Annotated in this window: 22 protein-coding genes and 1 pseudogene; 13 read left to right on the plus strand and 10 right to left on the minus strand. The window is 56.0% G+C overall.

Annotation, left to right across the window (positions count from 1 at the left end; genetic code table 11):
• Window positions 1-100: 100 nt before the first annotated feature.
• From phnL to phnP, 5 genes are read left to right on the plus strand one after another with little or no spacing between them, the layout of a single operon-like run.
• Window positions 101-787, plus strand: a complete 687-nt coding sequence (phnL, locus tag OGV93_RS00830) for a phosphonate C-P lyase system protein PhnL (protein WP_047499592.1) — start codon at window positions 101-103, stop codon at window positions 785-787.
• A complete protein-coding gene (phnM, locus tag OGV93_RS00835; protein WP_103767212.1) occupies window positions 784-1,920 on the plus strand; it encodes an alpha-D-ribose 1-methylphosphonate 5-triphosphate diphosphatase in 1,137 nt (378 codons plus the stop codon). The genes phnL and phnM overlap by 4 nt, the downstream gene beginning before the upstream one ends.
• A gap of 2 nt (window positions 1,921-1,922) precedes the next feature.
• Entirely contained in the window at window positions 1,923-2,477 is a 555-nt protein-coding gene (phnN, locus tag OGV93_RS00840) for a ribose 1,5-bisphosphokinase (RefSeq protein WP_287109304.1), read from the plus strand.
• Window positions 2,464-2,898 (plus strand): aminoalkylphosphonate N-acetyltransferase, encoded by a 435-nt coding sequence (gene phnO, locus OGV93_RS00845; protein WP_046274567.1) that lies wholly within the window; start codon window positions 2,464-2,466, stop codon window positions 2,896-2,898. Before phnN ends, phnO begins: the two co-directional genes overlap by 14 nt.
• Window positions 2,899-2,906: 8 nt before the next feature.
• Window positions 2,907-3,665 (plus strand): phosphonate metabolism protein PhnP, encoded by a 759-nt coding sequence (phnP, locus tag OGV93_RS00850; RefSeq protein ID WP_016155390.1) that lies wholly within the window; start codon window positions 2,907-2,909, stop codon window positions 3,663-3,665.
• Window positions 3,666-3,734: 69 nt separating this feature from the next.
• Here phnP and yjdP read toward each other — a convergent pair whose 3' ends face one another.
• Both yjdP and OGV93_RS00860 read right to left on the minus strand, forming a co-directional pair.
• Entirely contained in the window at window positions 3,735-4,064 is a 330-nt protein-coding gene (gene yjdP, locus OGV93_RS00855) for a DDRRRQL repeat protein YjdP (protein WP_016155470.1), read from the minus strand.
• A 69-nt stretch (window positions 4,065-4,133) separates the two neighbouring features.
• Window positions 4,134-6,398 carry a hybrid sensor histidine kinase/response regulator gene (locus OGV93_RS00860; RefSeq protein ID WP_103767214.1) on the minus strand — a complete coding sequence of 755 codons (2,265 nt, stop codon included), beginning with the start codon at window positions 6,396-6,398 and terminating at the stop codon, window positions 4,134-4,136.
• A 114-nt stretch (window positions 6,399-6,512) separates the two neighbouring features.
• Between OGV93_RS00860 and OGV93_RS00865 the strand changes: the two genes are divergently transcribed.
• The 6 genes from OGV93_RS00865 to OGV93_RS00890 all read left to right on the plus strand — a co-directional run bounded on the left by OGV93_RS00865 (window position 6,513) and on the right by OGV93_RS00890 (window position 12,675).
• The gene (locus OGV93_RS00865) at window positions 6,513-8,036 is read left to right on the plus strand and encodes a sugar ABC transporter ATP-binding protein (protein ID WP_016155468.1); all 1,524 of its coding nucleotides are present in this window, start codon (window positions 6,513-6,515) and stop codon (window positions 8,034-8,036) included.
• Window positions 8,029-9,024, plus strand: a complete 996-nt coding sequence (locus tag OGV93_RS00870) for an ABC transporter permease subunit (RefSeq protein WP_016155386.1) — start codon at window positions 8,029-8,031, stop codon at window positions 9,022-9,024. The genes OGV93_RS00865 and OGV93_RS00870 overlap by 8 nt, the downstream gene beginning before the upstream one ends.
• A 29-nt stretch (window positions 9,025-9,053) precedes the next feature.
• Window positions 9,054-9,995 carry an ABC transporter substrate-binding protein gene (locus tag OGV93_RS00875; RefSeq protein ID WP_019077849.1) on the plus strand — a complete coding sequence of 314 codons (942 nt, stop codon included), beginning with the start codon at window positions 9,054-9,056 and terminating at the stop codon, window positions 9,993-9,995.
• A 120-nt stretch (window positions 9,996-10,115) separates the two neighbouring features.
• A complete protein-coding gene (locus OGV93_RS00880; RefSeq protein ID WP_053389713.1) occupies window positions 10,116-10,799 on the plus strand; it encodes a D-lyxose/D-mannose isomerase in 684 nt (227 codons plus the stop codon).
• A 14-nt stretch (window positions 10,800-10,813) separates the two neighbouring features.
• Window positions 10,814-11,674 (plus strand): ketose 1,6-bisphosphate aldolase, encoded by an 861-nt coding sequence (locus OGV93_RS00885; protein ID WP_016155383.1) that lies wholly within the window; start codon window positions 10,814-10,816, stop codon window positions 11,672-11,674.
• On the plus strand, window positions 11,671-12,675 hold the full coding sequence (locus tag OGV93_RS00890) for a carbohydrate kinase family protein (RefSeq protein WP_103928836.1): 1,005 nt from the start codon (window positions 11,671-11,673) through the stop codon (window positions 12,673-12,675). The genes OGV93_RS00885 and OGV93_RS00890 overlap by 4 nt, the downstream gene beginning before the upstream one ends.
• A gap of 14 nt (window positions 12,676-12,689) precedes the next feature.
• Here the strand turns inward: OGV93_RS00890 and OGV93_RS00895 are convergent, their stop codons facing one another.
• Window positions 12,690-13,421: a response regulator gene (locus OGV93_RS00895; protein ID WP_103928835.1), complete on the minus strand. Its 732-nt coding sequence runs from the start codon at window positions 13,419-13,421 to the stop codon at window positions 12,690-12,692.
• A gap of 288 nt (window positions 13,422-13,709) precedes the next feature.
• Between OGV93_RS00895 and fdhF the strand changes: the two genes are divergently transcribed.
• The gene (gene fdhF / locus OGV93_RS00900; protein ID WP_287109305.1) at window positions 13,710-15,857 is read left to right on the plus strand and encodes a formate dehydrogenase subunit alpha; all 2,148 of its coding nucleotides are present in this window, start codon (window positions 13,710-13,712) and stop codon (window positions 15,855-15,857) included.
• 103 nt (window positions 15,858-15,960) lie between these two features.
• A complete protein-coding gene (gene yjcO / locus OGV93_RS00905; RefSeq protein WP_016155379.1) occupies window positions 15,961-16,650 on the plus strand; it encodes a Sel1 family TPR-like repeat protein YjcO in 690 nt (229 codons plus the stop codon).
• A 50-nt stretch (window positions 16,651-16,700) separates the two neighbouring features.
• Here the strand turns inward: yjcO and gltP are convergent, their stop codons facing one another.
• The 7 genes and pseudogenes from gltP to nrfA form a co-directional block, all read right to left on the minus strand.
• A complete protein-coding gene (gene gltP / locus OGV93_RS00910; protein ID WP_016155378.1) occupies window positions 16,701-18,014 on the minus strand; it encodes a glutamate/aspartate:proton symporter GltP in 1,314 nt (437 codons plus the stop codon).
• Between the two features lie 344 nt (window positions 18,015-18,358).
• Window positions 18,359-18,979 (minus strand): heme lyase NrfEFG subunit NrfG, encoded by a 621-nt coding sequence (gene nrfG, locus OGV93_RS00915; protein WP_047416048.1) that lies wholly within the window; start codon window positions 18,977-18,979, stop codon window positions 18,359-18,361.
• Window positions 18,976-21,187 (minus strand): annotated as a pseudogene (nrfF, locus tag OGV93_RS00920) (heme lyase NrfEFG subunit NrfF). The gene nrfG and the pseudogene nrfF overlap by 4 nt, the downstream one beginning before the upstream one ends.
• Before the next feature lie 8 nt (window positions 21,188-21,195).
• Window positions 21,196-22,152, minus strand: coding sequence for a cytochrome c nitrite reductase subunit NrfD (nrfD, locus tag OGV93_RS00925; RefSeq protein ID WP_016155452.1), 957 nt, complete (start codon window positions 22,150-22,152; stop codon window positions 21,196-21,198).
• A complete protein-coding gene (gene nrfC / locus OGV93_RS00930) occupies window positions 22,149-22,820 on the minus strand; it encodes a cytochrome c nitrite reductase Fe-S protein (protein ID WP_016155373.1) in 672 nt (223 codons plus the stop codon). Before nrfC ends, nrfD begins: the two co-directional genes overlap by 4 nt.
• On the minus strand, window positions 22,817-23,383 hold the full coding sequence (gene nrfB, locus OGV93_RS00935; RefSeq protein WP_005132587.1) for a cytochrome c nitrite reductase pentaheme subunit: 567 nt from the start codon (window positions 23,381-23,383) through the stop codon (window positions 22,817-22,819). Before nrfB ends, nrfC begins: the two co-directional genes overlap by 4 nt.
• A 44-nt stretch (window positions 23,384-23,427) precedes the next feature.
• Window positions 23,428-24,864, minus strand: a complete 1,437-nt coding sequence (nrfA, locus tag OGV93_RS00940) for an ammonia-forming nitrite reductase cytochrome c552 subunit (protein WP_016155372.1) — start codon at window positions 24,862-24,864, stop codon at window positions 23,428-23,430.
• Window positions 24,865-25,035 lie beyond the last annotated feature (171 nt).

Below are 25,035 nucleotides of genomic sequence, written 5' to 3' on the forward strand. Positions count from 1 at the left end.
TGGCGCTTCGCGACCGGCCAACGGATCGGCATCGGTTGTAGGCCTGATAAGCGAAGCGCCATCAGGCAATCGAACGCAAAAATGCTTAAAGAGGCTAAAAATGAACGCGATCCGCGTTGAAAACGTCAGTAAAACCTTTGTACTGCATCAGCAAAACGGCGTGCGTCTGCCGGTGCTGCAAGACGCCACGCTGGAAGTTAAAAACGGCGAATGCGTGGTGCTGCACGGTCACTCTGGCAGCGGCAAATCCACGTTGCTGCGTTCGCTGTACGCCAACTACCTGCCGGATGAAGGACACATCCACATCCGCCACAGCGGCGAATGGGTCGATCTGGTGCAGGCTCCGGCGCGTAAAGTGCTGGAAGTTCGCCGTTCAACCATCGGCTGGGTCAGCCAGTTCTTGCGCGTGATCCCAAGGATTTCTGCGCTGGATGTGGTGATGCAGCCGCTGCTGGATCTCGGCGTGTCGCGCGAGGAGTGCGCAGCCAAAGCGGCTAACCTGCTTACCCGCCTGAACGTACCGGAGCGGCTGTGGCATCTGGCGCCGTCGACGTTTTCCGGGGGCGAACAGCAGCGCGTCAATATCGCCCGAGGGTTTATCGTCGATTACCCGATTCTACTCCTCGATGAGCCCACCGCCTCGCTGGACGCCAAAAACAGCGCCGCCGTCGTCGCATTGATTGAAGAAGCGAAAGCCCGCGGCGCGGCAATTGTCGGCATTTTTCACGATCAAACCGTGCGCGACCGCGTCGCGGATCGCCTGCACCTGATGGGAACAACAGCATGATTATCAATAATGTAAAGCTGGTGCTGGAAGATGAAGTGGTGCAAGGATCGCTGGAAATTGAGGGCGGAACGATCCGCGCCTTTGCCGAAAGTCAGAGCCAACTGGCCCAAGCGATGGACGGAGAAGGCGGCTGGCTGCTGCCAGGGCTTATCGAGCTGCATACCGACAATCTCGACAAGTTTTTCACCCCGCGCCCGAAGGTAGACTGGCCCGCCCACTCGGCGATGAGCAGCCACGACGCGCTGATGGTCGCCAGCGGCATTACCACCGTGCTGGACGCGGTGGCGATTGGCGATGTGCGCGACGGCGGTGACCGTCTGGAAAATCTGGAGAAGATGATCAACGCGGTGGAAGAGACGCAAAAGCGCGGGGTCAATCGCGCCGAGCACCGCCTGCATTTGCGCTGCGAGCTGCCGCATCACACCACCCTACCGCTGTTTGAAAAACTGGTCAGTCGTGAGCCGGTGACGCTGGTATCGCTGATGGACCACTCCCCCGGCCAGCGTCAGTTTGCCAATCGCGAGAAGTACCGCGAGTACTATCAGGGCAAGTATTCACTTACCGACGAGCAAATGGTCCGCTACGAAGAAGAACAGTTAGCTCTGGCTGCACGTTGGTCGCAACCCAACCGCACAGCGATTGCTCAGATGTGTCGTGAGCGCCAGATAGCGCTGGCGAGCCATGACGATGCTACCTGCGATCATGTGCTGGAATCGCATCAACTTGGCAGCGTGATCGCCGAATTTCCTACTACTTTTGCCGCCGCAGAGGCCTCGCGCCAGCATGGCATGAACGTGCTGATGGGCGCGCCCAACATCGTGCGCGGCGGTTCTCACTCCGGCAACGTGGCGGCGCATAAGCTGGCTGAGCTGGGGCTGCTGGATATTCTCTCCTCCGACTACTACCCCGCCAGCCTGCTCGATGCGGCATTTCGCGTGGCAGACGATGACGCCAACCGCTTTACGCTGCCGCAGGCCATTCGTCTGGTGACCCGCAATCCGGCGCGGGCATTAAATCTCGACGATCGTGGCGTTGTAGCCGAAGGTAAACGCGCGGATCTGGTGCTGGCGCATCGCAAAGGCGATCACATCCATATTGACCACGTCTGGCGTCAGGGCAAAAGGGTATTCTGACTATGGGGAAACTGATCTGGCTGATGGGGCCGTCCGGCTCCGGTAAGGACAGTCTACTGGCAGAACTTCGCCAGCAGGAACCTGCGCAACTGCTGGTGGCGCACCGTTACATCACCCGCGCCGCCAACGCAGGGAATGAAAACCATATTGCCCTCAGCGAACCAGAGTTTTTTACCCGCGCCAGGCAGAACCTGCTGGCGCTGAGCTGGCACGCCAACGGCTTCTATTACGGCGTCGGCGTAGAGATTGACCTCTGGCTGCACGCCGGTTTTGATGTGGTGGTCAATGGCTCGCGCGCGCATCTGTCTCAGGCGCAGGCCCGTTACGGCGCTTCTTTACTTCCCATTTGCTTACAGGTTTCCCCGGCCATTTTACGCCAGCGCCTGCAGGCACGTGGACGGGAGAGCGAAATGGAAATCGCTGCCCGCCTTGAACGTGCGGCACGCTACACGCCGTATGACTGCCACGTCCTGAACAATGATGGAAGTTTGCTACAGTCTGTCGATACACTGCTCACACTGATGGGACGCAAGGAGAAGAAACATGTCTGTCTGTGAATTACGCCGCGCCACGCTATACGATACCGATGCGGTTTACGCGCTTATCTGTGAGTTGAAACAGGGCCAATTCGACCTGCAGGCCTTTAGCGCCGGCTACGCCGCAAATCTGCAAGATCCCAATATGCACTACCAGCTGGCGCTGCTCGACGGACAGGTCGTCGGCTTGATCGGTCTGCACCTGCAGTTTCATCTGCACCACGCCAACTGGATTGGCGAGATTCAGGAACTGGTGGTGATGCCACAGGCGCGAGGACTAAAAGTGGGTAGTCAGTTACTGGCCTGGGCCGAAGCCACCGCGCGCGAAGCGGGCGCAGAAATAACCGAGCTTTCGACAAGTACCCAACGCCTTGACGCGCACCGCTTTTACCAGCGCGAAGGCTATACCATGAGCCATTTTCGCTTCACCAAACCGTTGTAGGGGGAGCCATGAGTCTGACCATTACGCTGACGGGAACCGGCGGCGCGCAACTGGTGCCGGCATTTGGCTGTGACTGTGCGGCTTGCCAACGAGCACGCTTACAGGCGCAATACCGTCGACGCCCTTGTAGCGGGGTGGTCAAATTTAACAATGCGGTGACGCTGCTGGACGCGGGGATCCCGCATCTGATGGACGACTGGCCAGCAGGCAGCTTCCAGCAGTTTCTGCTCACCCACTACCATATGGATCACGTGCAGGGGCTGTTTCCGCTGCGCTGGGGCGTGGGGGCGACTATCCCGGTGTACGGTCCGCCGGATGAACAGGGATGCGACGATCTGTTTAAGCACCCTGGCATCCTCGATTTTAGCCATACCGTCGCGCCATTCGTAGTGTTTAACCTGCAAGGGTTGCAGGTGACACCACTCCCGCTCAACCATTCAAAGCTGACGTTTGGCTATCTGCTGGAGACCGCGCACAGCCGCGTGGCGTGGCTCTCCGATACCGCCGGACTTCCCGACAAGACGCTGAAGTTTCTCCACAATAACCAGCCTCAGGTGATTATCATCGACTGCAGCCACGCCCCGCGCGCCGAGCCGCCGCGCAATCACAGCGATGTAAATACCGTTATCGCCTTGAACGAGGTTATCCGCTGCCCACGGGTGATCCTGACGCATATCAGTCATCAGTTTGATTTGTGGATGATGGAGAATCCGCTACCGACAGGGCTTGAAGCCGGGTATGACGGAATGGAGATTGTGCTGAGGTAGGTTTACATCGCACTTAAAGGCTTGTTAACAGGTCTCTGCCCCCTATAACCTTGCCAGCGAAAGATTGCGCTAACGATCGTAATCTTCTTCCATTCTGCGCTCTTCGTCTTCTAACTGACGCCGTTCCTGATCGAGCTGGCGCTGGCGGTCATCCAGTTGGCGGCGTCGGTCTTCAAACTGGCGGCGGCGATTATCATACTGCCTGCGACGATCGTCACTCATCTGTCGCTGCCAGCTTTCATCACGAGAGTCGTCATAGTCCCGCCCGCTGTCCGGTTTGTAGGCGTCGTTAATCGCCTGCTGAATATTGCCGATGGCGTCATCGATAATATCGGCCTGCGCCGATACGGTGGTCATCATCAGCAGAGTGAAAAGTAAGAATGTCGCGGAGCGTTGCATAAAACCAGCCTCATCAAGAAACTCGCCCCACGGTAATCAAAGCGTATTTGCGCGGGTAGCGGAGGAATCTCAATTACGCGAATGCCGCAGCGCCTGCGCCAGTTCTCCCCGGGTGAAGGGCTTACGCAATAACGCCACATCCGGCAGCGCCGGGTTATGCGCCGGACGTAAATCCTGGCCGCTAATCAGCAGGATGTTCAGTTGTGGATAATGTGCCAGCGCATGATTAATCACATCCACACCGCTTAAACCGCCGGGCAGCATTAAGTCGCTGATAAAAATATCAATCTCGGATGAAGCCGCCAGCATATGCATAGCCTGTTCGCCGTTGGCGGCCTCTAACGTCAGGTAGCCCAGCAGGTGTAATTGCTCACATAACGTCTGGCGCACATCGGCTTCATCTTCGAGAACCAGCACCAGTTTTTCACCGCGAGTCGGGGTGTGCTGTGCGATTGTCTCCACCGGTGTCTGCACCGGCACAACCGCGCGAGGAAGCTGCAATCTGACCGTCGTTCCCTGCCCAGGGGCGCTTTCAATCTCCACGCGGCCACCGGACTGGCGCACGAAACCGTAGACCATCGACAACCCCAGCCCGCTACCGCTGCCGGTCTGTTTGGTGGTGAAAAACGGCTCGAAGACCTGAGCTTTCACCTCCTGCGACATCCCGCTTCCCTGGTCGGCAACTTCCAGCATCACCATATCCTGCTTACGCCCATCGCTGCGCGTGACCCGCTGATTCCAGGTACGGATTTTAATCGTGCCCGCCTGCCCGTCCATGGCGTCACGGGCATTCATCACCAGATTGATAATGGCGTTCTCCAGTTGGCTGACATCAATCCACGCGGGCCAGGCGGGAGACTGGGCTTCAATCTCCAGCGTCAACGTAGCCGGAAGAGAGTGGCGCATCAGTTCGCCCAAATTTTCCAGCAGCGTTTTCAGCTCCACCGCATGGGGATGCAACGACTGTTTGCGCGAAAAGGCCAGCAGCCGCTGGGTAAGGAGCGCCCCGCGCTCGGCGGCTTTTAGCGCCCGATTGACCCGTGGCGCGTCAGGAGAGTCTGGGTTCACCAGATCCAGGCTGCCAATAATGACCGCCAGCAGGTTATTGAAATCATGCGCTAATCCGCCCGTCAGTTGCCCTACCGCCTTCAGTTTCTGACTGTGCAACAGCGCTTCCTCCAGCCCCTGGCGCTCGGTGCGGTCGATTTCCATCTGGCTGGTTTTTTCTTTTAGCAGTCGGGTGGTGTGCTCCAGCGATGCCGTATTACGGGCGAAGACGCTAAAGGCGCGGGCCAGCTCGCCCAGCTCATCGCGCCGCTGCAAGGCCGGGACGCTAACGTCCGATTCACCGTGCGCCAGCCGGGTCATCGCCCGCGAAATGGCCGTCAGGTTAGAACCGAGGTTACGGTAGATATACCAGCCGGCAAAACCGGTGATCACCACCGCCAACAGCGCAAACACCAAAATAAACAACGCGCCAGATTGCAGTTCCTGATGACTTTGCGCCACCCGCTGTTCGGAGATCAGCGCCACCTGCGAAGCATACCGGTTGATATCGCTGTTGAGGATCGCCACCAGCGCTTTGATATGAAACATATACCAGTTGATCGCCAAATCGCTCTGCTCAAGCGCGGAAGAGAGTGGCTCCAGCTTATGCAACTCCTGGTTGAAGTCGGTGAGGATGTTAGTAATCAGCGGATTGCTATTTTGCACAGGCAGCGCGGGCATCACGCCGTCCAGTTGTTTCACCACCGAACGCGGCGTGGGTGTTTCAATGGCGGCAACAATTAAGCGGTCTATCTGCCCCAGCAGCACGTCATCCTGCGCGCCGGTCAGCTTTTGCAGATGGCGTAAATAACTTTGATTCTGATACAGCGAACTGAGCAGGGCGTTACGTTCCAGATGTCGCCGTTGCCCGCGCTGCAGCATACCTTCCACGCTGCTTTGTAGCTCCTGGCTGCGCTGGATAATACGCTCGACCAGCGCCGGCTCCTGCTGCGCCAACGGCGCGGTAGCCAGCTGTTCCAGCGAATGCTTCAGCGCCCGTTGCGTCTCCTGCAGCCGCTCCGCTTCACCTTTGTATTCCAGCGCGCCGACCACCTGCGACAGCCGCACCGCCGCCGTCGCCACGTTCGCCGTATCCCGGGCCAGGTTCATGCTGCCGGTCATGTCGTCAACGGTTTGCTGCTGCACCTGTTCCTGGATTTGACTGGCATGCTGAAACCCCAGCACCGCCACACCGCTTACCATCAGCGTGACCGTCACCACCAGCAGATTGAAGAACAGCAATCGTCCGCGCGCACTGGCGAAAAAGTGACGTCCTGGTTGCGGCATATCACGCTCCGTGAAGAAAAATCGCAATATGACAAATATGAACGGCTTCTGACATTTTGCATTTACATTCCTGTGATGGACTGCTGATATCGGCCACCCCACAGGAGATCCGCTATGAGCAGGACACCGGTTCTGGAGATGCGCAACATTGCCAAAGCGTTTGGTAAATTTTACGCGCTGAAAGGGGTCGATTTAACGGTCTGGCCGGGTGAGATTCATGCCTTGATGGGGGAGAACGGCGCGGGGAAAAGCACCCTGATGAAGATCCTCGCGGGCGCGTATACCGCCACCAGCGGTGAGATCCTGATCGACGGTCAGCCGTTTCACATTCGCGGGCCAAAAGACGCGCTCAGCGCAGGCATCACGCTGATTTACCAGGAGATGCAGCTCGCGCCGAACCTGACGGTGGCGGAAAATATCTTTCTTGGCAGCGAGCTGTCGCGCGGCGGTCTGGTCCAGCGTAAAGAGATGGTGATGCAGTCGCAGAAAGTCATCGACCGACTCGGCGCCCAGTTTAAGGCCAGCGATCGCGTGATGACGTTGACCATCGCCGAACAGCAGCAGGTGGAAATCGCCCGCGCCCTGCACCGTAACAGCCGCATTCTGGTGATGGATGAACCCACTGCCGCCCTCTCCTCACGTGAAACCCACCGCTTGTTTGAACTGATCATGCGCCTACGCGATGAGGGGATGGCGATTATCTACATTAGCCACCGCATGGCGGAGGTGTATGAACTCTCGGACCGCGTCAGCGTCCTGCGCGACGGGCAATATGTAGGCAGCCTGACCCGCGACAAACTCAACGCCTCTGAGCTGGTGCGCATGATGGTGGGCCGACCGTTAAGCGATTTATTCAACAAAGAGCGCGATATTCCCTTAGGTAAAGCGCGCCTCAACGTCCACCACCTGACCGACGGCCATAAAGTCCAGCCGTGCAGTTTACTGGTGCGCTCCGGGGAGATCGTCGGCCTTGCCGGGTTAGTCGGCGCCGGGCGTTCTGAACTGGCTCAGTTGATTTTTGGCGTGCGTAAAGCCATCGGCGGCATGATTGAAGTAGACGGTGAACCGGTGGTGATCCACTCCCCTCGCGAGGCGATTGACCACGGCATTGGCTTTCTGACGGAAAACCGCAAAGAGCAGGGATTGTTTTTAGAGTTGGCGGCAGCAGAGAACATCACCATGGCGACGCTGGAACGTGACGCCAACTGGGGCATGCTCGATCGCAAAAAGGCGCAGGCTATTTCCGATGACGCCATCCAGTTGCTCAACATCCGCGTTCCGCACGCCCAGGTACGCGCGGGCGGGCTGTCCGGCGGTAATCAGCAAAAGCTGCTGATTTCACGCTGGGTCGCGATCGGCCCACGCATTTTGATCCTCGATGAACCCACGCGCGGCGTGGACGTTGGCGCCAAAAGCGAGATCTACCGGATCATGAACGACATGGCGCGCAAAGGCGTGGCGATCCTGATGATCTCCAGCGAATTGCCGGAAGTTGTCGGTATGAGCGATCGCGTGTACGTCATGCGGGAAGGCAGCATTGCCGGTGAGCTGAACGGGCAAAGTATTACCCAGGAAAATATTATGACGCTGGCAACCGGCGTGAACGACTCCCATCATCAGGCGGTGTCCCATGAATAATCCAACCACTCCCCAGCAGGTGGCGAAATCCGCCTCCGCGAAAAAATTGCTGATGAGCGATCTGATGCAAACGGTCGGCATCTTGCCGATTCTCATCCTGATAGTGGCGGTATTTGGCTTTATCGCGCCAAACTTTTTTACCGAAAGCAACCTGTTGAATATAACCCGCCAGGCGTCGATCAACATCGTGCTGGCGGCTGGCATGACTTTCATTATTTTGACCGGCGGGATCGACCTCTCGGTTGGCTCGATTCTCGGCACCACCGCCGTCGCGGCTATGGTCGTTTCGCTGATCCCTGAATTTGCCATGCTGTCGATTCCGGCGGCGTTGATGCTCGGTCTGGTGCTGGGGTTGTTTAACGGCGCGCTGGTTGCTTTTGCCGGACTGCCACCGTTTATCGTCACGCTTGGAACGTATACGGCGCTGCGCGGCGCGGCCTATCTGCTGGCCGACGGCACGACGGTGATCAATTCCAATATCAGCTTTGAGTGGATCGGTAACAACTATCTTGGTCCGGTTCCGTGGCTAGTGGTCATTGCGCTGGCGGTGGTGGTGATGTGCTGGTTCATTCTTAGGCGCACCACACTCGGCGTTCATATTTATGCGGTCGGCGGCAATATGCAGGCCGCTCGTTTAACCGGTATCAAAGTGTGGCTGGTGCTGCTGTTCGTCTACGGCATGAGCGGTGTGCTCTCAGGTCTTGGCGGGGTGATGAGCGCCTCGCGGCTATACAGCGCCAACGGCAACTTAGGCATGGGTTACGAGCTGGACGCCATCGCGGCGGTGATCCTCGGCGGTACCAGCTTTGTTGGGGGGATCGGTACCATCACCGGCACGCTGGTAGGGGCGTTGATTATCGCCACGCTCAATAACGGCATGACGCTGATGGGCGTCTCCTATTTCTGGCAACTGGTGATCAAAGGGGCGGTGATCATCATAGCGGTACTGATCGACAAATACCGTACCCGACACCATCAAAGTGCATAACAACAACATCTTACTTCGAGGAATACAGCATGAGATTGAAGCCCTTAGTCACCGCGCTCTGTGCTGGCGCACTGCTTGCTGCAGCTCCGTTTGTGCAGGCAAAAGAACTGAAATCGATCGGCGTTACGGTGGGCGATCTGGCCAACCCGTTCTTCGTGCAGATCACCAAAGGCGCGGAACTGGAAGCACGCAAACTGGCGGGTGATAGCGTTAAAGTGACGCTGGTTTCCAGCGGCTACGATCTGGGACAACAGGTGTCGCAAATCGACAACTTTATTGCCGCCAAGGTCGACATGATTATTCTTAACGCCGCCGACTCCAAAGGCATCGGCCCAGCGGTAAAACGCGCGAAAGACGCAGGGATTGTAGTGGTTGCCGTTGACGTAGCGGCGGAAGGCGCAGATGCGACCATTACCTCCGATAACACCCAGGCGGGTGAAATGGCCTGTAAATACATTACCGACCGTCTGAAAGGGAAAGGCAACGTCGTCATTATCAACGGGCCGCCGGTTTCCGCCGTCCAGAACCGCGTGGAAGGCTGCCAGACCGAGTTTAAACGCCACCCGGATATCAAGGTGCTGTCGTATAACCAAAACGCCAAAGGCAGTCGCGAAGGCGGACTGGAGATCATGACCGCGCTGCTGGCGGCGAATCCGAAGATCGACGGCGTATTCGCCATTAACGATCCTACGGCGATCGGTGCCGATCTGGCAGCAAAACAGGCACAACGTAGCGAATTCTTTATTGTCGGCGTAGACGGATCGCCAGACGCTGAAGAAGCGTTGAAGCGGGAAAACTCACTATTTGTGGCGACGCCTGCACAAGATCCGCAGGTGATGGCTGCCAAAGCGGTCGAAATCGGCTATGACATATTGCAGGGGAAACCCGCCCCGAAAGAGCCCGTACTGATCCCGGTGACGATGATCGATAAAAACAACGTCGGCAGCTATAAGGGTTGGACGGTGAAATAACCCGCCACAACAACGCCGGATGGCGGCAAAAATGCCTTATCCGACCTACAAGATCGGTATGATTTTGTAGACCGGATAAGCGCAGCGCCATCCGGCATGATATTAAGGAGGATTCTGCCGATGAAACGTTCCGCTATCAACGAGATACTGGGCCACACGCGCCAGTTTTTCTCTCTGCACGACGTGCATCTCCCCCCTTTCGCCAGTTTCCCGCCGACCCAATGGCGCAAGCTTGATCCCGCAGCCTGGAGCGAAGTTTTCGACCTTAAGCTCGGTTGGGATGTCACCGCGTTTGGCGGCAACAATTTCGCCGCGCAAGGGTTAACGCTGTTTACCCTGCGTAATGGCTCGCCCAAAGGAATGCCTTACGAGAAATGCTACGCCGAGAAAATCATGCATGTTCGCGATGCGCAGGTGACGCCGATGCATTTTCACTGGCGCAAACGCGAAGACATTATCAATCGCGGCGGCGGTAATTTAATTGTGGAACTGTGGAATGCGGGGCTCCGAGAACAAACGGAGGACAGCGACGTGAGCGTGGTGATTGACGGCTGTCGGCAAACCCATGCGGCAGGCAGTCAACTGCGCCTGACGCCGGGTGAAAGCATCTGCCTGCCACCGGGCCTGTATCACAGCTTCTGGGCGGAAGAAGGTTTTGGCGACGTGCTGGTCGGCGAGGTTTCTTCTGTTAATGACGACGACCACGATAACCACTTTCTGCAACCGATCGCCCGCTATAACGACATTGAAGAAGACGAACCGGCGCAGCTGGTGCTGTGTAATGAGTATCGCCTGTTCCGCTAACCAAGGAGCGCATTATGCCGTTGATATCTCTCGCCGATGGCCTTGCCCATGCCCGCGAGCACCGCTATGCCTTAGGGGCGTTTAACGTTCTGGACTCACACTTCCTGCGCGCGCTGTTTGCCGCAGCAAAGCAGGAACGTTCGCCGTTTATCATCAACATCGCCGAGGTGCATTTTAAATATATCTCGTTGGATTCTCTGGTCGAAGCGGTCAAGTTCGAAGCCGCGCGGCATGACATTCCGGTAGTGCTGAACCTTGACCACGGCCTGCACTTTGAGTCGGTGGTTCGGGCACTGCGCTTAGGTTTCAGTTCAGTGATGTTTGATGGCTCCACGCTGGAGTATGAAGAAAATATTCGTCAAACCCGCGAAGTGGTGAAGATGTGTCACGCCGTCGGCGTATCGGTGGAAGCCGAACTGGGCGCGGTGGGAGGCGATGAGGGCGGCGCGTTGTATGGTCATGCCGACGAGTCGCTATTTACCGACCCGATGATGGCACGTGATTTCGTCGACAGAACCGGGATTGACGCGCTGGCGGTCGCCATTGGTAATGCACACGGCAAATATAAAGGCGAACCGGTGCTCGACTTTCCGCGTCTGGACGCCCTTCGCCAGCAGGCGGCGATCCCGCTGGTACTGCACGGCGGTTCCGGCATCAGCAACGACGATTTCAAGCGCGCAATTGAACTCGGCATTCACAAAATCAACTTCTATACCGGCATGTCGCAGGCGGCGCTGTCAGCGGTAGAGACAAGAATAGCGAATCGTCAGCCCCTGTACGACGAATTCGCCGAACTGCTGCTCGCCATTGAAGAGGCCATTACCGATACCGTTTCAGAACAGATGCGTATTTTTGGCAGCGCGGGACGGGTCTGATGGAACGCAGAGGCGTTATCGCCGCAGGCAACATGCTGGTCGATCATGTGCATCAAATTGTGCAGTGGCCGGAACGCGGCTGGCTGGCGGAAATCATCCGTAGCGAACGCGCGACGGGCGGTGCGCCGCTGAACGTACTGCTGACGCTGGCGAAAATGCACACCGGACTGCCGCTGCAGGCGGTGGGGTTAATCGGTCAGGATAGCGACGGCGACTACATCATGGCGATGCTGGAGCAGTATCATGTTAATCGCCAACATGTGCAGCGCACGACTTTCGCCCCCACGTCGATGTCACAGGTGATGACCGATCCCAGCGGTCAGCGCACCTTTTTCCACTCCCCCGGCGCCAACCGGCTGCTGGATCTACCCGCTTTTGAGCAACTGGATACCTCGATGAAAATCTTCCATCTTGGCTATCTGCTGCTGCTCGACAGTCTGGACATGCCGGATGAGGAGTACGGCACGCGTAGCGCACGGCTGCTGGCGCAAATGCGCAACAACGGCTTTGAAACATCACTGGATCTGGTTTCACGCAAGGGCGACCCGCGCTATCAGCCGTTGGTGATGCCAGCTCTGCGCCATCTCGACTATCTGGTAATTAACGAGCTGGAAGCCGGGGAATTCAGCGGGCTGGAGATCCGCCAGCCCAACGGGGAGCTGCATATTGCGCACATCGCCACCGCTGCGCGCGAACTGCTGAATGCGGGCGTTCGCCAGCGGGTGGTTATCCACTGTCCGGAAGGCGCCTGGGGTGAAGCGCCGGATCTGCCGGGCGTCTGGATCCCGTCACAGTACCTGGCGCCGGAGGAGATCGTTGGCAGCGTCGGGGCGGGAGATGCGTTTTGCGCCGGATTTTTGTATGGCTGTCATGAACGCTGGTCGCTGACGGACAGCGTCAGGCTGGCACACGCCTGCGCACGGGCCAGTTTGCTGTGCGCCAACGCGATAGACGGCGCGAAAACGTTGGCAGAGTTAAAAGCCGATATAGCGTCCTTGTAAGCCGGATAAGACGTTTACGCCGCCTTATCATGATGCTGAACGTCGGCGGCAAACACATAGCCCAGTCCGCGCAGGGTTTTGATCAGCATCGGCTGATGCGGGTTGTGCTCTATTTTTCGCCGTAACCGCATGATTAGCACGTCAATGGTGCGGTCAAACACCTCAACGCTGTCGCTGCGCGTCAGTTCCAGCAGCTGTTCTCGGCTAAGTACCCGGCGGGCGTTTTGGGCCAGCGCCAGCAGCAGGCTGTATTCCCCCTGCGTCAACTCCACCTTCAGTTGCTGAGGATTATGTAACTGGCAACCGGCGGTATCGAGATGCCAACCGTTAAAAGAAAGCCCCGTGGTTTGCGGGCTGCCACTTTCTGCCGTTAACACGCCGACGCGTCTGAGTACCGCCTTTACCCGCGCCACCAGCACCCGCGCATTGAACGGTTTACCGATGTAGTCGTCAGCGCCCATTTCCAACCCGACAACCACATCCGACTCGCTGCCAAGCCCGGTCAGCATCACCACCGGTAATCCGGGTCTCATCTTTTGCACCTGCTGCAGCACCATCAGACCGTTAATATCAGGCAACATCATGTCCAGCAATACCAGAGCGATTTCCGGCTGAGTCTCAATGCAGCGCAGCGCCTCCTGCCCGGTGTGACATGCGGTCACTGCAAAGACGTGTTCGCTCAGCACATCCTGTAAAAGTGTGCAGACAGCGATGTCATCATCCACAACCAGTATGGCTGGCTTCATTGTTTTTCCCCATTTCTGGCCAACTTAAATGAGTGTGATTGATTCTGCACAGAGTGACAGCGATAAGGCACAAGGATGTGTGGGAAACATAACCTCGGTCACACTGCCGGGCCGTCACGTATTGGAGATTCGTCACGTCAAATATGACGACAGCCTGTTTTTCGTCAGGGTTTTGCGCAAAATTCGCCCGTAATATCGACTAATGCCCCTGATAAAAACATGGCATAAAAGATGCATAACTCAAGCGACAAGCGCGTATGCGTGATTTGATTAACTGGAGCGAGACCGATGAAAAAAGTCGTCACGGTTTGCCCATATTGCGCATCAGGTTGCAAAATCAACCTGGTGGTCGATAACGGCAAAATCGTCCGGGCTGAAGCGGCGCAGGGGAAAACCAACCAGGGTACCTTGTGTCTGAAGGGCTACTATGGCTGGGATTTTATCAATGATACCCAGATCCTGACCCCTCGTCTGAAAACCCCAATGATCCGTCGCCAGCGTGGCGGCAAACTGGAATCCGTTTCCTGGGATGAAGCGCTTGATTACGTCGCCACTCGTCTGAGCGCCATCAAAGCGAAGTATGGCCCGGACGCTATTCAGACGACCGGTTCATCTCGCGGTACGGGTAACGAAACCAACTATGTAATGCAAAAATTCGCGCGCGCCGTTATTGGTACCAATAACGTTGACTGCTGCGCTCGCGTCTGACACGGCCCTTCGGTTGCAGGTCTGCACCAATCGGTCGGTAACGGCGCAATGAGTAATGCTATCAATGAAATTGATAACACAGATTTAGTGTTCATCTTCGGGTACAACCCGGCGGATTCCCACCCGATCGTGGCGAATCACGTGATTAACGCTAAACGTAACGGGGCGAAAATTATCGTCTGCGATCCGCGCAAAATTGAAACCGCGCGTATTGCCGATATGCACATCTCGTTGAAAAACGGCTCGAACATCGCGCTGCTCAACGCTATGGGTCATGTCATCATCGAAGAAAAACTGTACGACCAGGCGTTCGTCGCCTCCCGTACCGAAGGATTCGAAGAGTACAGCAAGATTGTCGAAGGCTACACGCCGGAGTCCGTCGAAGATGTCACTGGCGTTAGCGCACAGGATATTCGTCAGGCTGCCCGTATGTACGCCACGGCAAAAAGCGCGGCCATCCTGTGGGGCATGGGTGTTACCCAGTTCTATCAGGGTGTGGAAACCGTGCGTTCACTGACCAGCCTCGCAATGCTGACCGGCAACCTCGGTAAGCCAAGCGTGGGCGTTAACCCGGTTCGTGGCCAGAACAACGTTCAGGGCGCATGCGACATGGGCGCGCTACCGGATACCTATCCGGGCTATCAGTATGTGAAAGATCCGGCTAACCGCGAGAAGTTCGCTAAAGCCTGGGGCGTGGAAAGTCTGCCTGCACATACCGGCTATCGCATCAGTGAACTGCCGCACCGTGCGGCGCATGGCGAAGTCCGCGCGGCGTACATTATGGGTGAAGATCCATTACAGACCGATGCTGAACTCTCCGCAGTGCGCAAAGGCTTTGAGGATCTGGAACTGGTCATCGTGCAGGATATCTTCATGACCAAAACTGCCGCTGCCGCAGACGTTATTTTACCGTCTACGTCATGGGGCGAGCATGAAGGCGTCTTCTCCGCGGCTGACCGTGGCTTCCAGCGCTTCTTTAAAGCCGTTGAGCCGAAGTGGGATCTGAAAACGGACTGGCAGATTATCAGTGAAATCGCCACCCGTATGGGCTACCCGATGCACTACAACAACACCCAGGAAATCTGGGATGAGTTGCGTCATCTGTGCCCGGATTTCTACGGTGCCACTTACGAGAAAATGGGTGAACTGGGCTATATCCAGTGGCCTTGCCGCGACACCTCAGAAGCCGACCAGGGTACGTCTTATCTCTTCAAAGAGAAGTTCGATACCCCGAACGGTCTGGCGCAGTTCTTTACCTGCGACTGGGTAGCGCCAATCGACAAACTCACTGAGGAGTACCCGATGGTGCTGTCTACGGTGCGTGAAGTCGGCCACTACTCTTGCCGTTCAATGACCGGTAACTGTGCGGCGCTGGCCGCGCTGGCGGATGAACCGGGCTATGCCCAGATCAACACCGCCGACGCAGCACGCCTGGGCATCCAGGATGAAGAGCTGGTATGGGTTAACTCGCGTAAAGGCCGGGTCATTACCCGTGCAGCAGTCAGCGATCGTCCAAACAAAGGCGCGATTTACATGACCTACCAGTGGTGGATTGGCGCATGTAATGAGCTGGTAACCGAGAACTTAAGCCCGATTACCAAAACGCCGGAGTACAAGTACTGTGCCGTTAACGTTGAACGCATTGCCGATCAGCGCGCTGCCGAGCAGTATGTCATTGATGAGTACACCAAGCTGAAAGCCAGCCTGCGCGAAAGCGCGATGGGTTAGTCCGTTTACGTAACTGTTCTGCAACAGCCTCCGCCCGGAGGCTGTTTTTTTATCCATACGATCTCTTTATACTGTTCATTCCGTACCCTAAATAAAACTCAAAATGAAACAACTCATTGCATTGATGTTCTTTATGACATTCTTTGCCCATGCCAGTGATACTGAGCCAGGAAGCCAGTACTTACAGGCCGCTGAGGCAGGGGATCGTCGCGCACAGTACTTTCTTGCCGATACCTGGTTCAGTTCGGGCGATTTGAGCAAAGCCGAGTATTGGGCGCAAAAAGCCGCCGACAACGGCGATGCCGACGCCTGCGCGCTACTGGCGCAAATCAAAATTACGAATCCGGTCAGTCTGGATTACCCCCAGGCTAAAACGCTGGCGGAAAAAGCAGCCAAAGCGGGCAGTAAAGCGGGAGAACTTACCCTGGCGCGGATTCTGGTCAACACCCAGGCTGGACGTACCGATTACCCTAAAGCCATTACCTTGCTGCAAAACGCCTCCGAAGACCTGGAAAATGACTCCGCCGTCGACGCGCAAATGCTGCTCGGCCTGATTTACGCCAACGGTGTGGGCATACCCGCTGATGATGAGAAAGCGACATGGTATTTCAAACGAAGCTCAGCCATTTCCCGCACCGGTTATTCCGAATACTGGGCAGGGATGATGTTCTTAAACGGTGAACAGGGTTTTATCGTGAAGAATAAACAGAAGGCGCTGCACTGGCTGAATCTGAGCTGTATGGAAGGATTCGATACCGGCTGCGAAGAGTTTGATAAGTTAACAAACGGGTAATGATTTGCATTGCCGGATGGCGCTACGCTTATCCGGCAAGCTGTCATGAATTACTGATTAGCGGTCTTATCAAATCTACCCAGCACGTCGCGCTCATAGGCCAGCGCTTTCTTGCGGTCAAATTTGTGTTCCCACTTGGCGATAACCAGTACCGCCAGCGCATTACCCACCACGTTCAGCGCGGTACGCGCCATGTCGAGGATACGGTCAACACCGGCGATAAACGCCAGGCCTTCCAGTGGGATCCCCACGCTGCCCAGCGTAGCCAGCAGCACCACGAATGATACGCCCGGCACACCCGCAATCCCTTTTGAGGTCACCATCAGCGTCAGCACCAGCACGATTTCCTGCCACAGCGACAGGTCGATACCGTACAGCTGCGCGATAAAGATAGCGGCGATACTCTGGTACAGAGTTGAACCATCAAGGTTGAATGAGTAGCCGGTCGGCACCACAAAGCTGGTGATTGAAGCTGGCGCGCCATAGGCTTCCATCTTCTCAATAATGCGCGGCAGCACGCTCTCGGAGCTGGCGGTAGAGTAAGCCAGAATCAGCTCGTCTTTCAGAATGCGGATCAGGATCCAGATGCTCAAACCGCAGATGCGCGCCACGATCCCCAGCACCACCAGCGCGAAGAACAGAATGGCGAAATGCACCAACAGCACCAGCTTCGCCAGCGGCCACAAGGAGGCAAAACCGAAGTTCGCGACGGTAACGGCAATCAGCGCGAAAACGCCGACTGGCGCGTAGCGCATAACCATGTGAGTGACTTTAAACATGGTTTCGGAAATAGAGCGGAATACGGTAACCAACGGCTCGCGGTGAGTTGCCGGCAGTGAAGACAGACCTAAACCGAACAGCACCGAGAAGAAGATAATCGGCAGCATATCGCCTTTTGCCATCGATGCGACGATGTTGGTTGGCACCAGTGACAAAATAGTCCCCATCAGGCCATGCGCGTGGCTCTGTACTTCTGCGGTCGTGCTTTGATATTTCGAAATATCCACGGTCGCCAGTTGCGACATATCCACCCCGGTACCTGGCTGGAACACATTCGCCAGCGTGATACCCAGGATAATCGCCACGGTGGTGATTACTTCGAAATAGATAATAGTTTTGGCGCCAATACGGCCCAGCTGTTTTGCATCACCGACCCCGGCGATACCGACAACCAGCGTAGAGATAACAATGGGCACCACAATCATTTTGATCAGATGGATAAAGATATCGCCCGCCGGTGACAGCAGGTTTACAACCAGCCATTCACGGCTGTCACTATGGTAATGCAGGTAACTCCCCAGCAGAATGCCCAGCACCATAGCGATCAGAATCTGCCATGCCAGGCTGACTTTCAAATTTTTCATAACAACGGACTTCCTCGATGGAGCGCTATTCCACATGCGGTGTGTGGTAATAGTACATACTGAAAGGGTATGAATTGTGTTGCGTTCGTTTATGGAGTTTTTTAACGCTTATTATCATTATCATTTGCGTACTGTCTCGCGCAACCCTCCAGGAACAGAGCCTTCAGCTGAATTTATGCATAAAAATGCAATTTTGTCGGGGTAATGATGAATAACTTTTTGTTATAAAAGAATTTTAATATGTTCAAAAATGAAGAAGTCATGGCGTGAGTTTTTTTTGCTCATTTGTTCGTTCGCCTGTTTTTTAAACAGGCCAAATGATACAAATCACAAAAGAAACAAATTTATTTTTGCCGATTCTGCAACAACTTCGCCATATTAATAGAGTCTATGAGCTGTGCCCGGTTCACCCTCGGCGAGTTTAAATCCATAACTTTTTGCCACACTGAAATGGCCTGGGCGTAGTCTGCCTGCATAAACGCATCTGAGGCTAACAGCATCAGCGCAGTGACCTCTGTCGGGTCCAGCGCCAGAGCCTTATCAATCATCTCGCGAGTGGGCGGTGTCATATGCTGCCCGGCCTGGTAATACAATACCGTTGCCAGCGCTGAATAGATCTCAGCATTTTCACCCCCTACACGCAGCGCCTGCTCGTAGGCAAGCAGCGCATTATGATACGCGTTTTGCCAAAGATAGTACTCACCAAGTTGCGCCCATTTCACACCGTCCTGTGGATTAGCACGAATTTGCGATTGCAGTAAAAGCAGCTGTTTTTCCTGAACATTTTCATCGGTGAACGCATGTAATGGGTCCGCCAACCGCGTCTGTTCCTGACGCACCGCCTGCCATTTTGGCGTCAACAGGTAACCTCCGATGCAGGCCACAACCATCAGCACCGTCGCAGCGGTCAGCCACTTCACGGGGAGTGGGCGTAACGGCGCAGGGGAATGGTTGGACTGGCTCATTGCACATCCTCCTCTACGCGCTGACGCCTTCTCACCCGCCAGACCACCACGCCCACCAGCAATAACAGCAGGCACGGCAACGCCCACAGCAGCAGCGTTTGCTCATTCAACGGCGGGTTGTAGCGCACAAAATCACCGTAGCGATCGGTCATCCACGTCGTTATCTCGGCTTCACTTTTCCCTTCCGCCACCATGCTATAAACCTGGTGGCGCATACTGACTGCTACCGGCGCATTGGATTCCAGCAAGTTTTGGTTTTGACACTGTGGACAGCGCAGTTGACTGGCAATAGACAACGCTTTTTCCTGTTGTTGCGGGTTGGCAAAAGTCCATGTGTCCACAACCTGGGCATGTGTCGCGAAGGCGATGAAAAACAAAATGATAGCTAAGAGTAAACATGTTCTGCCGGATGGCGCTGCGCTTATCCGACCTACCGTTTTCACACCCCGTTCGCCGCCATCCGGCAACGCGTTGATTAGTTTATGCATCGCGCTTTCTCCCTCGCCATCCGCTCAGCAGCGCACCAAAGACCATTAACAGTCCCCCGCCCCAAATCCAGCGCACGCCGGTCTGTACGTACAAGCGCATGGCATAACGGTCCGGTCCGGTTTTTTCGCCGATTACCGCATACCAGTCATGCATCAGATTCCAGCGGATCCCCGGCTCCATCATCTGTTGACGGCGCGCGGCATAGAAGCGTCTTTCAGGCTGCAGGCTGCCAATGCGTTTCTCATTCTGCCACAGCGTGATCTGCGCTTTTTCACTGGTGTAGTTACCTTTTGCTTCCAGGTCGAGACGCTCAAAACGAAAAATATAGCCCGCCAGTTCCACCTGCTGCCCGGGGCTGAGATTCAGGCTTATCTCCTGACGACTACCGCTGGAAAAGACGATCCCAGCCGCAAACACCAGCACCCCGGCATGCGCCAGCAGTGCCGGAAGCTGGCAACGCACAGGCACTTTGCGGCTTCTGATCGTCGCCAGCACGATAACCAGCAGCATCAGCAGGCCAAAGGGCAGCGTAGCACGGTTAAAGTACGGTGCGCCCACGGAGAGCCGCCCCCAGCCGAACAACCCGTAAATCATCGGGTAAAGGGTGCCAATCAGCACAATCAGCAGCACCGCGCAAAAAAGTAATAGCGCGACCAGAATCAGCATCTCGCGCGACCAGCCGCCAAAACGCGCATTCTGGCGGACTTGCTGTCCCCGCCAGGCGTATAGCCCGAGCGATGCCAGGCTCAATACGGTAAACAGCGCAAACAGCGGCGTGGCGCGGACGTTATCCAGCGCAAAAGCGTGCACGGAAACGAGAATGCCGGAACGCACAATCAGCGTCCCCAGCAGCGATAAAATCAGCGTGACGATCGCCAGCAGCAGCGACCAGTGGCGGAAGATCCCACGTTGGCGCGTGATGAACAGACTATGCAGCAGCGCACTGGCGGAAAGCCAGGGTAATAAGGAGGCATTTTCTACCGGGTCCCAGAACCACCAGCCGCCCCAGCCCAACTCACAGTAGGCCCACCAGGAGCCGAGGATAATCCCCAGCGTCAGCGCACACCAGCCAGGCAGCGCCCAGCGCCAGCACACCCCGGCGCTCTGCGCATTAAAGTCACCGCGCAGCAGCGAGGCCAGCGCCACACCTGCCGCCACCATCAAGCCACCGTAACCCAGGTACAGCAGCGGCGGATGGAGGATTAACCCGAGATGTTGCAGCATCGGGTTAAGGTCGCGCCCTTCAATGGCTGGCGGGAAGATACGCACGAACGGATCGGACCATACCACCACAAACAGCAGCAGCAGGGCCGTTATCAGTGCGAGGACGCTGAGCGTTAACGGAAACAGCAGGTCGGAATCACGCCGATAGCGCAAGGCGAACAGCGCGCTCCAGCCGGAAAGAAACAGCACCCACAGCAGCAGCGATCCTTCATGCCCGCCCCACACCGCCGCCAGTTTTAATCCCCACGGCAGCAGGCTGTAGCTATGCTGAGCAACGTAGACCACCGAAAAGTCGCTGGTCAAAAAGCAGAATATCAGAATGGCAAAGGCCAGCAGCAGCAGCGAAAACTGCGTCCACATGCCCACGCTTGCCAGGCGCATTACGCCTTGCCAGCGCTGGCGGACACCCACCAACACGGCAAGCGGGGTCAACACGTTGACCCCAAGGCTTAACAACAGTGCCAGAAAACCGGCTTCAGGAAGGAGAACGTCCAGATATCACCTTACGCAACGGTTAGCTGACCCGCATAGAGAATAAAAAAGCGCAGCAGCAGTACGCCGGTCAGGCTGGCACCGCACACTGCCAGCACGCCATGAAACGTCGAACTGCGGTTGGCCCAAGGTTTTAGCAGCATCGGCAGTATCAGCCCAAGCCCGGCCACGCCCAGCCAGAACCACCAGGTCCAGAATCCACCGCCCAGTGCCGCCGCCAGCGCGCGCATTTTGCCGTCATCGCCCAGCGCCAGACCGACGAAAAACGCCGCCAGCAGGAAGATCTCCAGCCATACCACCGGGACTTCCATGCGATGCACAAAGTGCGCTTCGGTACTGTGCGGATTGCTACGATGACGTAACGCCATGGCGATCAGCGCCACCGCCGCGCCGGAGGAGATCCCGGAGAACAGGAACAGCACCGGCAGGATCGGGTTATTCAGGAACGGGTAGGATTTCAGCGCCGACAGCAGAAAACCGGTGTACGCCCCGAGCAGGACCGCCAGCACCAGCATTAACGTCTCCAGCGCGCGATGAAACGGCGCAATCAACGTCAGCATTTTCTGTACGATCCCTAATCGCGGCAGCCAGCGCTGTTGCAGAGCAATCACCTCTTTTTCAAAGATTTTTGCCAGCCACAGCACCAGCACCACCATGTACAACTGGAACAACATGACCCCCATCGACATCACCGAAGTGAAGCTGTAGTGGAACATCAGTTTCCAGAAGGTCCATGGACGCGTCAGGTGGAACACCAGAATCAGCAGACCGAAGATAATCGCCCCCGGCCCTAACACCAGCGTAGTGCGTAGCAGCGTGCTGTCAGAACCGCCCGCCTCCGGATGGAAACGACGCAGCAGAATCGCCAGCGTGACCAGTCCGGCGGAGATGCCAATCAGGAACAGATAAATGGCAATGGGCCAGTCCCACACCAGTGATTCAAAATGAAATGCAGAAGCGGATGTCATTGGCTCACCTCCCCAAATTTAAAGGGAACGCGGTAGACCTTCGGTTTTGTGCCCAACGCCAGCTTGTAACGGTAGGTGGTTTTCTGCAGCAACAAGCGGGAGATATCGCTGTTGGGATCGTCCAGATTACCAAACGTCAGCGCCTTCGTCGGACATGACTCAACGCAGGCGGGCTGCTTGCCCGCTTTCAGATTGGTTTTCCGACAGAAATCGCATTTATCCGCCGTTTTGCTAACCGGATGGATAAAGCGCACGCGATAAGGACACGCGGCGATACAGTACTGGCAGCCAACGCACAGGTCCGGGTTCACATCCACAATACCGCTGGCGGCATCGCGATACGATGCCCCCGTCGGGCAGACGTCAACGCAGGGGGCATGGTCGCAATGCTGGCACGAATGACGGAAAAAACGATACTTCACATCAGGAAACGTCCCCTGCGGCTCGCTGCGAATAATCGTCAGACGCGATACCCCTTCCGGCACGTTGTTTACTTCCCGACAAGCATCCATGCAGGCCGTACAGCCGATGCATAGTGACTCATCATGTACCATACCGTAACGTACGCCGTTGATGTTCAGCGTCTTCGCCACAACGCGTCCCGCCGTCCCGCTCACTGCCACCAGCGCGCCGACGCGGGTGATAAACTGGCGACGAGAGCAACTCATGGATGCTCCTTAAGCAACGGAACCGACGCCGGGTTAAAGTTCGGATTGTTACGCTGATCGCTGTGGCAATCGACGCAAATCTTGATCCGTCCTTTATCACTTAGCGTCTGCATCGTGTCTTGCTTCGGATGCAGTGAGTGACAGCTGGCACACGCCACTTTGGTTACGTGGACATCGTGTGGCCAGAACGCTTTTTGTAGCTGCTCAGGCAGGTGGCAGGACATACAGACGCTGTTCTGCTGTTCAACGTTGTACATCGGCTCATTAAAGCGCATCACATCCTTCACCCCTTCACGGTGGTTCGGTGACGGCTGGCCGTGACAGTTGGTGCAGGTGACCGGCAGTTTGTTATTCGGGTTGATGACTTCTGCATGCTTACCATGCATGCCTTCGGTATCTGGCTTGTGACAATCCAGACAGGCGGCATCCGGATTACGCTGTTGGGTAACCGTCCAGCGTTGATCCGACTCCTGCGGCGTTGGCGTGGCAGTGATTCCACTCAGGCTCCAGAACAAGCCTGACGCCAGCACCCCAGCAGTTAATAACGAACGTAATACGCTCATATTCACTCCGTTGAGTTATCCGCCCCTGACGGGGCGAAATGGGGTTATTGGCTTAACAGACCGTTTTTACGCGCCTGATCTTCCCACTGCGGAATCACCGTTTTGATGAAGTCCTGCTTCTCAGCATTGATTTGCTGCATGTTCAGACCAATCGCCGCCTGGGCTTTCTCTTTGGTAGAGATATCCGGTAACGGGATTTCATGGGTGATGCCTTTAGTCGCCAGCAGACGGACCAGTTTGGTACGCGCATCGGCGGCTTTATCCATCGCACTACCCAGCATCCGCAGACCCTCTTCCGGAGCGTGCATGTGAATACCGTGTGAGGCGATAGACAGGTCCCAGCGCCATTGTGCGTGACGGATATCTTCCAGAATCGGCTTCATTTCCGCTTCAGTCGCGCCCGCATCCCATGCAGCTTTCGCTTCGAAGTGCGCATGAACCAGCTGATCTTCGACCTTGATTTTCAGGTCATGAATAGCCTGTTTACGCTCGGCGACCACTTTTTGCAGGGACGCTTTATCCTGGGTGTGACAGTTCGCACAGGTCTGAGCAAAGTTATCGAACGGGTTACCAATCTTATGGTCGGTGTAGATCTTGCCTTCCGCGTTTTGCACTTTCGGCATGTGACAGTCGATACAGGTCACGTTGTTCTTGCCGTGAATGCCCGCGCTCCAGGTTTCATATTCCGGGTGCTGCGCTTTCAGCATCGGCGTTTTCGACAGGGAGTTGGTCCAGTCAGAGAAGGCGATGGTGTCGTAGTATTTCTCCATGTTCTCGACTTTCATGCCCTCGTCCCACGGGAACTTAACGGCTTTGTTTTTACCGTCGAAGTAGTATTCCACGTGGCACTGACCGCAGACCATGGATTGCTGATCAAAGCGACCGGCTTTCTCAAACGGTTTGCCGATTGCTTCCATCGCGCGTTCTGCATAAGGACGCGACAGCGTCAGCTCTGGCTTGCCTTTGGCGAAGTCTGGTGACGCAGTGTTATGGCAATCTGCACAGCCGAGGTTGTTAACAATTTCCGGACCGCCGCGCGCCCATTTACCGTGGAAGTAGCCATCTTCACCGTCTTTCTGGATCAGACGTGCTACGTCCGGGCTTTTACAGCTCCAGCAGGCCATCGGCAGCGGGCCGTCTTCAGCCGTTTTTGGGGCGCCGGTACGTAAGGTTTCACGTACATCGGTCACGGCATAGGCGTGTCCACGCGGTTTGTTGTAATCGCGCGAGAATGGATATCCCGCCCACAGGATCACCAGACGCGGATCTTCTGCCAGCGCATCTTCACGGGCTGATTGCTCAGACGTGGCTTTCCATGAGAGATATTGATCGGGATGCTGAGGAGCGAAGGTTTCATTCTTCGCTTCAACGGTGACGGTTTTTGCGGGTACAGGAGTTTGTTCAGCGTGAACAGCAGAAATAAATAATAAAGGTAATAACAGGCTGAAGAAACGGCGTACGCGTGATTTTATCCTTGCCATAGGGGTCTCATCCAGATGACGCCATTATCTGCAATGGCGGTTCTTTTATTGTTTTCCATAACAGCAACCACACGAATACTGTCATGACATTGCTCCACCCTATTTGTAACAAGAAACCACACTGAAAATGTTGTCTTTAATCAATTGTAAGTGTATGTAAAATACCACTTT

This window comes from Citrobacter sp. Cb031, from assembly GCF_030336725.1.
Classification (GTDB): Bacteria; Pseudomonadota; Gammaproteobacteria; order Enterobacterales; family Enterobacteriaceae; genus Citrobacter; species Citrobacter braakii.

Coding starts and splice junctions, on each gene's coding strand:
- OGV93_RS00860 (WP_103767214.1), bottom strand. CDS start 6,398: ATGCCGCAACCAGGACGTCACTTTTTCGCCAGTGCGCGCGGACGATTG.
- OGV93_RS00865 (WP_016155468.1), top strand. CDS start 6,513: ATGAGCAGGACACCGGTTCTGGAGATGCGCAACATTGCCAAAGCGTTT.
- nrfD (WP_016155452.1), bottom strand. CDS start 22,152: ATGACATCCGCTTCTGCATTTCATTTTGAATCACTGGTGTGGGACTGG.
- nrfB (WP_005132587.1), bottom strand. CDS start 23,383: ATGAGCGTATTACGTTCGTTATTAACTGCTGGGGTGCTGGCGTCAGGC.
- OGV93_RS00885 (WP_016155383.1), top strand. CDS start 10,814: ATGCCGTTGATATCTCTCGCCGATGGCCTTGCCCATGCCCGCGAGCAC.
- yjdP (WP_016155470.1), bottom strand. CDS start 4,064: ATGCAACGCTCCGCGACATTCTTACTTTTCACTCTGCTGATGATGACC.
- phnL (WP_047499592.1), top strand. CDS start 101: ATGAACGCGATCCGCGTTGAAAACGTCAGTAAAACCTTTGTACTGCAT.
- phnN (WP_287109304.1), top strand. CDS start 1,923: ATGGGGAAACTGATCTGGCTGATGGGGCCGTCCGGCTCCGGTAAGGAC.
- yjcO (WP_016155379.1), top strand. CDS start 15,961: ATGAAACAACTCATTGCATTGATGTTCTTTATGACATTCTTTGCCCAT.
- nrfA (WP_016155372.1), bottom strand. CDS start 24,864: ATGGCAAGGATAAAATCACGCGTACGCCGTTTCTTCAGCCTGTTATTA.
- OGV93_RS00870 (WP_016155386.1), top strand. CDS start 8,029: ATGAATAATCCAACCACTCCCCAGCAGGTGGCGAAATCCGCCTCCGCG.
- phnM (WP_103767212.1), top strand. CDS start 784: ATGATTATCAATAATGTAAAGCTGGTGCTGGAAGATGAAGTGGTGCAA.
- nrfG (WP_047416048.1), bottom strand. CDS start 18,979: ATGAGCCAGTCCAACCATTCCCCTGCGCCGTTACGCCCACTCCCCGTG.
- OGV93_RS00875 (WP_019077849.1), top strand. CDS start 9,054: ATGAGATTGAAGCCCTTAGTCACCGCGCTCTGTGCTGGCGCACTGCTT.
- phnO (WP_046274567.1), top strand. CDS start 2,464: ATGTCTGTCTGTGAATTACGCCGCGCCACGCTATACGATACCGATGCG.
- OGV93_RS00880 (WP_053389713.1), top strand. CDS start 10,116: ATGAAACGTTCCGCTATCAACGAGATACTGGGCCACACGCGCCAGTTT.
- OGV93_RS00895 (WP_103928835.1), bottom strand. CDS start 13,421: ATGAAGCCAGCCATACTGGTTGTGGATGATGACATCGCTGTCTGCACA.
- gltP (WP_016155378.1), bottom strand. CDS start 18,014: ATGAAAAATTTGAAAGTCAGCCTGGCATGGCAGATTCTGATCGCTATG.
- phnP (WP_016155390.1), top strand. CDS start 2,907: ATGAGTCTGACCATTACGCTGACGGGAACCGGCGGCGCGCAACTGGTG.
- nrfC (WP_016155373.1), bottom strand. CDS start 22,820: ATGAGTTGCTCTCGTCGCCAGTTTATCACCCGCGTCGGCGCGCTGGTG.